The sequence below is a fragment of the Microcoleus sp. LEGE 07076 genome, assembly GCF_015207455.1.
In the GTDB taxonomy this organism is placed as follows: Bacteria; Cyanobacteriota; Cyanobacteriia; order Cyanobacteriales; family Microcoleaceae; genus Microcoleus.
The window spans coordinates 1-10,980 of sequence record NZ_JADEWV010000193.1 but is presented as its reverse complement, the minus strand read 5'-3'; the positions used below and the strand labels follow the sequence as shown (position 1 = coordinate 10,980).

Genomic DNA, 10,980 nt, shown 5'->3' with positions numbered 1-10,980 from the left:
CCCATTATTAAATAAGATACCAGCAAACTTCATAAAACGTCAAGTAAAAAGTAAAAAAAACTAATTTTTTTAAACTTTTTGAAAAAGTAAAAATAAAGTTTGACAAGTCGGACTGTATTGCAATTATATAACTTGCAAAGCAGTATGGATGATGAATTTTAGTTATTTTAATAGGGTGCGTCAGTTGTAAAATTTTGGCTAAACACAGATCGGATGATTGCTGACGCACCCTACGGACTCAAGTCCTAGATCAGGTGCGCGCAGCGCGCACCATACAATCTCAAGACCTAGGGAAAAAACCCCGCATTGGAAGAGGTGGAAATTTAAACAGGTTCTAACTGGGAAATTACCTTTTCCATGTATTGGGCAACTTTGGTTTCTTTTTCCACAGAATTGGTTTCCATGTAAACGCGCATCAAGGGCTCGGTTCCCGAAGGCCGCAGCAGTACCCAGCCGCCGTCTTCTAGATAAAGTTTAATTCCGTCTTTGCGGCCGATTTCCTTAACGCCGATACCCGCTATTTCCGTCGGGGGATTCTTGGTAAAAGATGCCAAAACGGCTGCTTTGTGTGCTTCCTCTAGGTGCAAGTCCAAGCGTTTGTTGTACAGGGGGCCGTCGGCTTCCTTGATGGCTTCTTCGACTAGCTGGGAAAGGGGTTTGCCTTCGTAGGCGATCGCCTCAGCAACTAGCATATCAGCCAAAATCCCGTCTTTTTCGGGGATGTGACCCAAAACGCTCAAACCGCCAGACTCTTCGCCTCCGATGAGTACCGCAGTTTCCCGCATTTTTTCGCCGATGTATTTAAAACCGACTGCGGTTTCGTAGATTGTTAAGCCGTATTTGGCGGCCATATTGTCGAGCAAGTGGGTAGTTGCGACGGTACGGACGATCGCCCCAGTCAAGCCTTTATTCTTAACCAAGTGACGGCCCAACAGCAACAGCACAGTGTTTGGAGTCAAGACATTTCCCAACTCATCAACAATACCAAAGCGATCGGCATCGCCATCGGTAGCCAAACCCAAATCAGCGGAATCCTTTTTAACAGATTCCACCAACTCGACTAACTGTTCGCCCTTGGGCTCGGGCATTCCCCCGCCAAACAGCACGTCGCGGTAGGTGTGAAAACTTTCGACATCGCAGCCGCAGTGTTCCAAAACATCGTCGAGATAACCGCGAGAAGTCGAATACAGAGCGTCGTACTTGACCTTCAACTTAGCAGAGCGAATCCGCTCCACATCGATCGAGCTATAAAGAAACTTCAGATATTCGGGTTTCGGGTCAAAAGTAGAGATTCGATCGTTGTGGCTGCCGATTGCTGGCGCGTCAGAAGCACCAGCAATATTTGCCACAATTGTATCGGTAATTTCCGGGGTAGCCGGGCCCGCGTAGTCAGGGATGTATTTGATGCCGCAGTAAGGTGCGGGATTGTGGGAAGCGGTGAACATCAGGGCTCCTGCGGAGTTGAGATGTTTGGCGCTGTAGGCGATGACTGGTGTGGGGCAATCTCGATCGACCACTTTGACAGTCCATCCCAAATCTGCCAATATTTCCGCCGACGTGCGGGCGAACTCGTCTGCCAAAAATCGGGTATCGTAGGAGACTAGAACTGGGCGGTCTTTGGTGTAAGCGGTTTCGAGGTAACTGGCGATCGCCCTGGTGACTTTTCGCACGTTGGCAAAAGTAAAGTCACGGGCAATCAGTCCCCGCCACCCATCGGTTCCGAACTTAATTTCTGTTGAATTGCTGGCACTCATTTTATCACTTCCTCTCGTCCTATTAATCCTACCCGAAGGCATAGCCTTAAAGACCTAGTGGCCGTGCTGTTTTTGAGGTCAGCGCCGCGAAGCTATGGCTGTGGATGAATTGTCCGCCGGGCCCGATCGACCTAATCCTCTGGTTGTAGGGTGAGGTTCCGCTGCTGGGGCAGACGACTCGAAGCAGCCAGAGTTGGTGAAATCTGCGATTTGGCGGGCCCTGTCGATATATATTGGGGTTTTGAAGGGCGGTTGGGCGATCGAATGGATGCTGACAAATTGCGGGCGATTCACCAAGAGGGATAGCTACCCTTCGGGAACGCTTCGCGAACGCAGGCGCGGGAAGCATTAAAAATTAATTGCCAAAAAACCCCGCTGCCAGTGGCATTAACGAAACGCACATAAATCTTCATCTCAATCTCATCTCTAATTTAATTATTTATAAAAATTGCTCGTTGAATGTGTTAGGGTTTTCTAACAATCCCAAGGCTGAAAATAAATTTCTGGCTTCACCTAGGAAAATAAATTAATCAAAGTAATCGCTCCCTAGGGGTGTAGGGTAGATTCTTTGAGAAGGTAGGGCGATCGACAAAAGCGATCGAAACAAATATAAAATATTTTAAGCAGCAGTTTTTTGAGATAAACTTAACTTGAATGCTCAGCTTTTAAAACAAGTTAAAGTTATTTTCAGCCATTTTTACAGAGCGATTGAAAAAACTAAGACGGGGATCGCAGGCTGACGGTGATCTAGCGCACAATCAATAGCGTTATTTACGTGCAACGTATAAAAAATGCAGGCAGTACAGCCAAACGGCTTATAGCTTTAAGCACAATAGCGAATGACTCTCAGCGTACAAATGCAGAAGATCGTAGTTGACAACGTTAAAAATTAGGGGAAACGATCTGGTGCTGCTTTATAAAAAAACGAGGTTTATCATGACGAGTATTTCACAAGTATCTTTAAAATCTTTACCAGCAGCCGACGAAATTCAACAGGGCGAAAGTTTTGCAACACCCGGTATTACTGGATCGGACTCTCAAAAAAGACCAGAGGCTCAAGGCGTTAACGTTTCTTCCTTAGCAGTTAGCTGGGCAAAAAAATATTACAATACAGTGGAGGCACGAGAAAACCAAGGGGTGCGGCAAATTCCCGACAGCTCGGAGTCAAGTAATTATGATGGAAATCGAGCGAAAATAGTAGACAAATTGATGGATACCCTGAAAATAGCCAGCGACATAGCTTGGAATAAAGTAGAAGCTGTTTTGGGGGGACAAATAGAGCAGCAGGCGATCGATCCGAGCTTAATTAGTCATGAAGAAATTGCTGCAGACACTCGCACCTTATATCGCAAAGCAATAGACGCTTACGGTGATAGAGAACCAGCTTCTCGTTTGTCAGTGGTGGTGGGAAAAGAGCTGGTCAAACTGAGGCGGAAATACTCAGAGAAAAATTCGTTAGTGCTGGGATTTGTGACGCTGCAGTTTCAGTATACTAGCAAAATTTTGTTAGGATGTCTTGCGGAGTCAGAGCTATCAGAATTTGCACCCTATATAAAAGTTGTAGACGACTACTTGCACATTCCCTACGGACAGATTAATGAGGCTGCTGCTAATCACCCACCAAATTCAAGAGCTCTCTTAGCCGTTCAGCATTTGTTGCAGCACACGACTCAGATTGCTAGTGCAGTGTACGATCGAGCTAGTTCCCAGCATCCAGGATACCGCAGCAGCAGCGGTTATTTGAGCGATCGGGAAGTAAAAATTTCTAGTATGCGGGATGTCGAGATTTTTCAAAGCTATTTGTGCTGGTGCGTTTTGGAAGAAAGCATTCGCCCGCTACAGCAAGAATTGTTTCCAATTTGCGTGATGCTGTACCCGAAACTTCATGTAAGTTGGGAATTAGTGCAGGATATGCTGCTGATTTTGTTTTGGGAAATATCCGATCGGCTTCCTGCTGAAGATTTAATCGTATTTTTACCTTACTTGCGTACTGTAACAGAGATGTTTTCCAGCGATGTCTTTGAAAATTAGTCAGTTGTTAGTTGGCAGTTGTTAGTTGGTTGTTGGCAGTTAGTGTCAAAATTTAGCAATAGCTTATTTGAAAAAGAAAGCTGCGACTGCCAAACATCCCCAACCGACAATAAAAGCAACTCCGCCCAGCGGCGTAATTGCACCCAGCCACTTGATGTCAGTCAAACTCAGGGCGTACAAACTGCCTGAAAAGACGATCGTGCCGGCAATAAAAGCCCATCCAGCCACTGCAAAAAAGGTTTGGGACTCTTGGGCGCGGCTTAATAGCAAAGCTACGAGCAATAGAGCTAGGGCGTGGTACATTTGATATCGAGCTGCAGTTTCAAAAATTGCTAAAGCTCGATCGGTCAATTGATTTTTCAAAGCGTGGGACGCAAAAGCACCGCCTGCAACGGATAAACCTCCGAATACGGCTGCGGCTGCGAGGAAGATTCGGGTTAAGATTAGTGATGACATATTTTAACGTGGATGGGAAAAGGGCGATCGCCCTTCCACACAAAAGAGCGATCGCCCTAACCTTATACCATTTCTGAAAACCTATGCAACAGTAGCGACTGATTGTTAGCTGTCACTTCGTTTAACCAAACCTAAAGACTGTAGCAAGACTTTTTAAAAGTGGTATTAGAATAAACTAAACTGCACCAGCTTGAAAAATCTGATTTGCTGTGAGGTTTAAATCTGGAAAAGTTTGCGACACAATGCGATCGTTCTCTCGAAACTTAACGATTTGATATTCACCCTCAACCAAGCTACAGACAGAAATTGTCGGTTGTTTGGGATTTCCAATCAAATTGCGTCCGCCCAACGCAGCATAATCTACAATCCAATATTCCTGGATACCCATCTCCTCATAATCGGCGTATTTCAAATAGTAATCATCTCGCCAATTGGTTGACACAACCTCAATTACCAAAGGTATCGATGCACCTAAACTGAGGGTAGATTGTTTTTGCCATAATGTTTCGTTCACCAGATTTGCGCGATCTAGCACCAACACATCAGGGAAATAACCAGAATCTTTTTCAGGAGGTCTAACTATCACTTGGCGGGGGATACCGTAGGGTAATCCCTGACGATCTATTTGAACAGAAATTTTGATGCCAAGAAAAATGATAACTTCCTCGTGTTCGCCTACTGGTTGTGCCATCTCAACAATATCTCCATTATGCAATTCGTAGCGTACCGCCGAATTGTCTGGCAGCCACTTCACAAATTCCTCGAAGTTTACGAGTTTGGGTAAAGCTTGAATCATAGGTTTTGAGAATTACCGATAATATAAATTATATCTCTAAGTTCTATCAGAGCGATCGCCTGTTTTTTGGGAAAGGGCGATCGTCTTTTTTTACGGCCGATTAACGGGGACAAGGTAAACTTGCTCCAATCCCACCGACTCAGCCAAACCTGAAATAGCTACCACTCAAGCTCAAATTTGACCCTCCTTGCAAAATGCCAATTAATTCATTTTGAGCCGAAGCCTTGCGGTAAATTGCCGTACCAGTTTGGTTAGCTTGCGAGAAAGGAACTAGCAAGTAATCATCTGCTTTACCCTGCAATTGGATACTATCTTCACTCGCATTAAAATCAGTAATCAGCCCGTAGTCACTATCGCCGTTATCGTAGTAAGTGTTATTGGCATCTCCCAAAATAAAAATATCGCTGCCACCTCCACCAGTTAAAGTGTCAATTTCCTCAATTCCGGGGTTAATAGCATTGATGTCAACTCCGGTGAGAATATCGTTGCCATTGTCACCTTTAAGCACGTCATTGCCAAGTCCACCGAAAAGCGAATCATTTCCATCTCCACCGATGACAATATCTTGCCCTTTTTCACCATCTAAGTAGTCATCATTGAGATTTCCTGATAACACATCTTGACCTACATTGCCAAAGATTTTATCATTTCCTTGGCGGCCGGAAATGGTGTCATCTTCCTGGGTTCCGTTGATAATATCATCTTGAACAGTGCCTTCCAAGCCATTATTTGGGTTAGCAAAACCGAAACCTCGGCTACCAAAAACGGCATAACTTTTGCCGGGAGAATCTTGAAATAAACTGCCAGGTGCGCCAACAATTATATCGTCGATGCCGTCGCCGTTAATATCTCCGCCACCGCTGACAGCAGTGCCAACTAAACCATCCGTTTCTACTCCATTTAAAACTAAGGCATTCTTACCGTTGGCTTCTGCTAAGCTGAAATTAGCTGAAAATTCCTTTTTGCCAAAAACAATAAAGGTTTTGCCTGCATTATTTTTATCGTCAGAGTTGGCGCTGGAGGCTCCTATTAACAAGTCGTCAAAGCCATCTTTATTGATATCTCCCGCATAGCTAACGGCATTTCCGGCCGAACCTTCAGCATCGAAACCGAAGATTGTAAAGCCGTTACTGCCGTTCAATTCAGCCGGGTTGATAATGACAGGAAACGCATCTTTTTTGCCAAAAACTACGTAGGTTTTGCCTGCGTTAATTTGCTCGCCAACTGTCGCACCGGGAGAGCCAATTACGATGTCTTTATTGCCGTCACCGTTGATATCTCCTGTGGCAGTGAGAGCGATTCCAGAACGTTCTTCGGCATTGAGTCCGGCGATGAAAAATCCGGTAGTTCCATTTAATTCTGGGACGTTAACGCTGCCAGAAAATCCTCCTTGCTGACCGAATATAACGTAAGTTTTGCCTGCATTAATGCCGCCGTTGGTAGTACCGCCATCTGCACCAATTACGAGGTCAGGGATGCCGTCGCCGTTGATGTCGCCGCTGCTGGCAGTACCGCTAGAATTGCCGTCGATGCCGTTAATTACAAAGCCGTTATTGTTGTTAATTTCAGCTAGGTTTAAGTTAGGAGAAAAACCTGTGGTGCGGCCGTAGATGACGTAGCTTTTACCGGGTGTGCCGCCGAGGGGGCCGGGTGCGCTGATGAGTATGTCGTCAATGCGATCGCCATTAATATCGCTAATACCAGTCGCAAAGAGGCCGGCATAGTCAAAGGTGTTAGTTCCTGTGACGGCAAAACCATTATTTCCGTTCAAATTAGCCAGGTTAAAATTAGTAGGAAATCCTTGGTTTGTGCCGAAGACAATGTAAGTTTTTCCGGCATTATTTTGACCGTTGACAGCGGCACCGAAGGCACCAATAATAAAGTCTTTGATGCCGTCGCCGTTTATATCCCCTGCACTGCTGACTGTGCCGCCGCTGAAACCTTCGGCATCTGTGCCGTTGAGGGTGAAACCATTTTGACCGTTGAGTTGGGAAAGATTGACGCTGGCGGGAAATTTTTGATTGCCAAAGATGACTTGACTTTTGCCTGCGGCGTTGACGTTATTGGGGTCGGCACCGAACGATCCGACTATGATATCGTCTATTTTGTCGCCGTTAATATCTCCGGTTTTGCTAACAGCAACTCCTGAGAAGTTACCTGCTTCTGTGCCGTTGAGGACGAAGCCGTTATTGCCGGAAAGGTCGTCAAGTTTGAGGCTGTTGATGTTGATATTAACGGTGGCGGCTTGTATTTGTTTGCCGTCTGTTAGGAGGTAGTTAAATTTATCGGTGCCGGTGAAGTCTGATGGTGGGGTGTAGGTCAGTTTGTCGTCGGTTTTATCGTCTCGGGTGTTGTTGTTGTCGAGGGTGATGATGCCGCAGGCAACGGATTTTGTGTTGAATTCTTTGATGGAGAGGGGGTCTTTGGCGGTGGTATCGTTGGCTAGGATATCGATTTTTGTGGCTGTGTTGACGGTGGTGGTGGTAAAGTCGCTGTTGGCGGTGAATGGAAGGGCGATCGCAAGTACGCTATCTGGATCTGGTGCGTTGATTGCTTCCTCAAGAATGTCTGGATCGAAGTCAGTGAGTACGAGGTCGATGATAGCAGCTTCGCGGGTAGTGGGATTTTTGATGCGATCGCCTATTAGTTGTTCGGCTTTTGCAACATCTGCGGGGTTTAAGTCGGAGATTTTAACTTTCTGGCGGGGGTAATTTTGCAGAGTAAAGGTGTTGGTGTTTTCGCCAGGATTGTAGTCGAATAAGGATTCAGCTTGATTGACTCGCCAGCTATCAGAGTATTCGCCATAAAGTTGCTGTTGGGAAACTGGTTCAGGAATTACAGTTCCGTCGCGCTTTGCTAGGTCATCTTTGGGGTTTTTGTTGAAGTTGCCGAGTAGTCCTTTGATTTTTCCTTCGCGATCGTCGGTGAGGAAAACCTCAACATTGACGCGACTTCCTACACTTGCAACTAATTGATCGCCAGTCGGATAAACAATAGTATATTTGCTGCCTTCACGATAGATGCGGCCGTCTCCAATAGCAAGTGCATCATCGTTGGCAATTTGGGTTTGCTGGCCATCGATTAAAAGTCCTTGGTCTTTGTAAATTCCTATGCGTTTTCCAGCCAAAACTGTTGCTACGGCGGTGTTGTCGGAGACGTTGCTGCGGGGGTTGTTGTTAATGGGTTGTTGTCGGACTTGGATTTTTAGGTCGCCTGTTGTTGATTCGATTAAGGTGAATTCTCCGGCGGCTTGGAAGTCGTGATATTGTTTGTCGATCGTGACGATCCGAGGGTCATTGTAGGTTTTGCCTCCATTTTTGGGCTTTTCGGGTTTTTGGTCGTTGTCGATGATGATGCCTGTTGCATCTATTGTAGTAACAGGATCGTTTGTAGCAAAACTTGAACCATCAGATTTTTTCAGTTTAACTTTAAAAGTTTCGGTTGACTCTGGTTTGTCATCCCCGGTAGTTGGTACAGTAATATCAGCACTAACTTGTCCGGCAGGAATTGTTACTGATCTTTGACTAGGGAAATAATCTTCACCTGCCTTTGCTGTGTCGTTTTCATACTCAAGTACCAAAAATACTGGCTCATTTGACGGTTCATTACGGGATACTGTGAATACTAGGTTTTCTCCCTCATCTGCACGCGCATCTGAAATGGAATATGGGAGGTTGTAAGGAATTTCATACTCTTTCTCAATTATTAGATTCTTAGACGCATCTGAAGCTTGCTCGTCCAATTCTGTTCCGCCGATTGTGGAAATATCAATTGGTTGAATCTTTATTTTTCCGTCAGGCCCAACCAATGGAAAAGGATCTGTCAATGGCAACCCATTTTCGGGAATTATAATAGGCAGTTGTATTAGTTTTTTAGGAAGAAGATATCCTGAAGCCTTGCCACCCAACGAGAGGTTAGATACTCCTGCTTCAAGGCTTAAATTGTATTTTAATCCGTCAATCTTAGCTATAAACTGGGGTACGATACCCAACTCATTCTTAACAGTACCACGTAATTCATATTTGGCTTTAACCTTTAAAACTCCAGAGCCATCATTAGGAGCATCAAACTTAAATTCAGCACTTTTGTCTCCCAAAAATCCGGTTTGTTCTGACTGCCCTTCAACTGACATTGTTACGAGAATTGGTTGAGTTGGATCTGGTATGAAAGTCGTGTCTTGTTGAATAGCTAAGCCGAGACTTGTTTTTAGATCCAATAAGTCATATCCCAGCTTAGCCTTCAATCTAGGAACTGTTTTATTCTCAAAAGAAGGAAAACTGATTTCTAGATCCTTACCCAGAAGCCCCAAAGGTCTATAAAATAAAGAAATAAGCTTATCTACATCAAGCTCACCCTCAAGAAAATTCTCGGTACGTAAAGTCCCCTTGAGAGAAGGAAATATACCTTGCCCCGGAATAGTTTTTACTTCTGTAACTTTGTCATCAAATGACTTTGGAAATTTAATGTTTACCTTGCCAATACCAGAAGCTTCTTTAACTACATCAGATGGAAGACCTAAACTTTCCGCAATGGATTTTCCAATATCAAAGCTGGTCTTAAGATCGCCCTGATTAATTTTTAGTATTTCTCTTGTTAGAGTAGAGCCACTACCAGGCACTTGAAGATCGGGTGCAGAGTAATTTTTCCCGTCGAGAGGATGCTGAAATGAGATATTTTTGATTCCAGAGTCACCTATACGGTATTCATAATCAATTCCTGCTTGGGGCAGCTTTAGTCCTATAGTCTTGATTGAAGTATTTTCTCCAAGTGTATAGCCCGGTAAAGTAAAAATAGAAAAACTTTCACCTTTGCTGACTGCATTTGGTAAATCAAGATTGATGGTGGCTGGATACTCAAACTCAGGTTTTCCAATTTGACCTAATTTAACATAGGGAATTGGTTTTCCTGCAAAATCAATGTTCCAATCAAAGTTTAAGCCTAAATTATTAAATTGACCACCTTGAGTAATTCCAAAGGAATCTAGATCATCAATTTCAATGCGTCTTTCAAAAGATGAAGGAGCTGATAAATCAGAAATATCTTTAGCAAAAAAATCAAGGTTATCTGATTGGCTTCTCTGCTCGATCGCCCTCACTACCCCATCCAAAACAACGATCGCCGAATCATCCTCACCCTTCAACCCCGCCAATTCCCCCTGACTCAACGCCTTACCTTGAACTAAATCCGAAAAAATCTCCCCCTCATCCCCGATCGCATCTACACGATTAATCTGCGAATCAACAAAATGCCCAAACTCTTCCAGCAAAACACCCGCAACAGCCGTAACATTCCCCGCATTTTTGGCAAGGAATTCCCGCGACAGATAAATCTTCCCAGTCGCAGCCGCAAACGCACCCAAAGCACCATTAATCTCAGCTTCCGAACGAATCTCAATCTCTGGAAATTCGCTAAAATCTCCCTGTGCCCAAGCTGATGCTAACTTGACTGCTTGCTCAACATCAAAGCTATTGCCGAATGCTACCTGCATCTTGGCCAGAAAATCTGGACTTGTCGCAAAACTGCTGAGGGAATTCTGCGCGATGCCTACGGCTGTCTGCGCGATCGCACTTCCCATAATCAAAGTGTGATCCTCAACACCCGTACCCACTTCAGTACCGAAAAACTCATCATCTGTTAGCCATTTCATAATCCGATCTCCTCAAAAAAGCTAATTGTTGCCAAAAAACACAAAAGGCCGGGAAAGTGACAAATGCAATCAAAGCGATCGCGCCTGCCCTTTCACCAGCCCCGTGGGGATTGAACCCTCATATCTCAAGCTAGGTTGTTACCTAATATTTAGTTGTTTAAACAATGATGCTGCCGCCCATTGAGGCTGTACAGAGTAGATCATTGCGGGTACTTTACCCGAATTAAAAATAAGTTACAGCATTTAATTCAACCTGTCAATACCTTCCCTTAGCTTTGTTGTACAGAGTTTCATGG

6 protein-coding genes are annotated in these 10,980 nt (G+C 44.6%); 1 reads left to right on the top strand and 5 read right to left on the bottom strand.

Annotated elements, in window-relative coordinates:
* Nucleotides 1–323: 323 nt before the first annotated feature.
* Nucleotides 324–1,754 carry a phosphoglucomutase/phosphomannomutase family protein gene (locus tag IQ270_RS23865; protein WP_193975671.1) on the bottom strand — a complete coding sequence of 477 codons (1,431 nt, stop codon included), beginning with the start codon at nt 1,752–1,754 and terminating at the stop codon, nt 324–326.
* Between the two features lie 78 nt (nt 1,755–1,832).
* Complete coding sequence (locus IQ270_RS23860) at nt 1,833–2,048, bottom strand: hypothetical protein (RefSeq protein WP_193975670.1); 216 nt, start codon at nt 2,046–2,048, stop codon at nt 1,833–1,835.
* Between the two features lie 642 nt (nt 2,049–2,690).
* Here IQ270_RS23860 and IQ270_RS23855 point away from each other — a divergent pair.
* Nucleotides 2,691–3,785 carry a hypothetical protein gene (locus IQ270_RS23855; protein ID WP_193975669.1) on the top strand — a complete coding sequence of 365 codons (1,095 nt, stop codon included), beginning with the start codon at nt 2,691–2,693 and terminating at the stop codon, nt 3,783–3,785.
* A 63-nt stretch (nt 3,786–3,848) separates the two neighbouring features.
* Here IQ270_RS23855 and IQ270_RS23850 read toward each other — a convergent pair whose 3' ends face one another.
* The 3 genes from IQ270_RS23850 to IQ270_RS23840 all read right to left on the bottom strand — a co-directional run bounded on the left by IQ270_RS23850 (nt 3,849) and on the right by IQ270_RS23840 (nt 10,684).
* Entirely contained in the window at nt 3,849–4,241 is a 393-nt protein-coding gene (locus IQ270_RS23850) for a DUF423 domain-containing protein (protein ID WP_193975668.1), read from the bottom strand.
* 175 nt (nt 4,242–4,416) lie between these two features.
* On the bottom strand, nt 4,417–5,037 hold the full coding sequence (locus tag IQ270_RS23845) for a Uma2 family endonuclease (RefSeq protein WP_193975667.1): 621 nt from the start codon (nt 5,035–5,037) through the stop codon (nt 4,417–4,419).
* Nucleotides 5,038–5,176: 139 nt separating this feature from the next.
* On the bottom strand, nt 5,177–10,684 hold the full coding sequence (locus tag IQ270_RS23840) for a VWD domain-containing protein (RefSeq protein WP_193975666.1): 5,508 nt from the start codon (nt 10,682–10,684) through the stop codon (nt 5,177–5,179).
* Between the last annotated feature and the right edge of the window lie 296 nt (nt 10,685–10,980).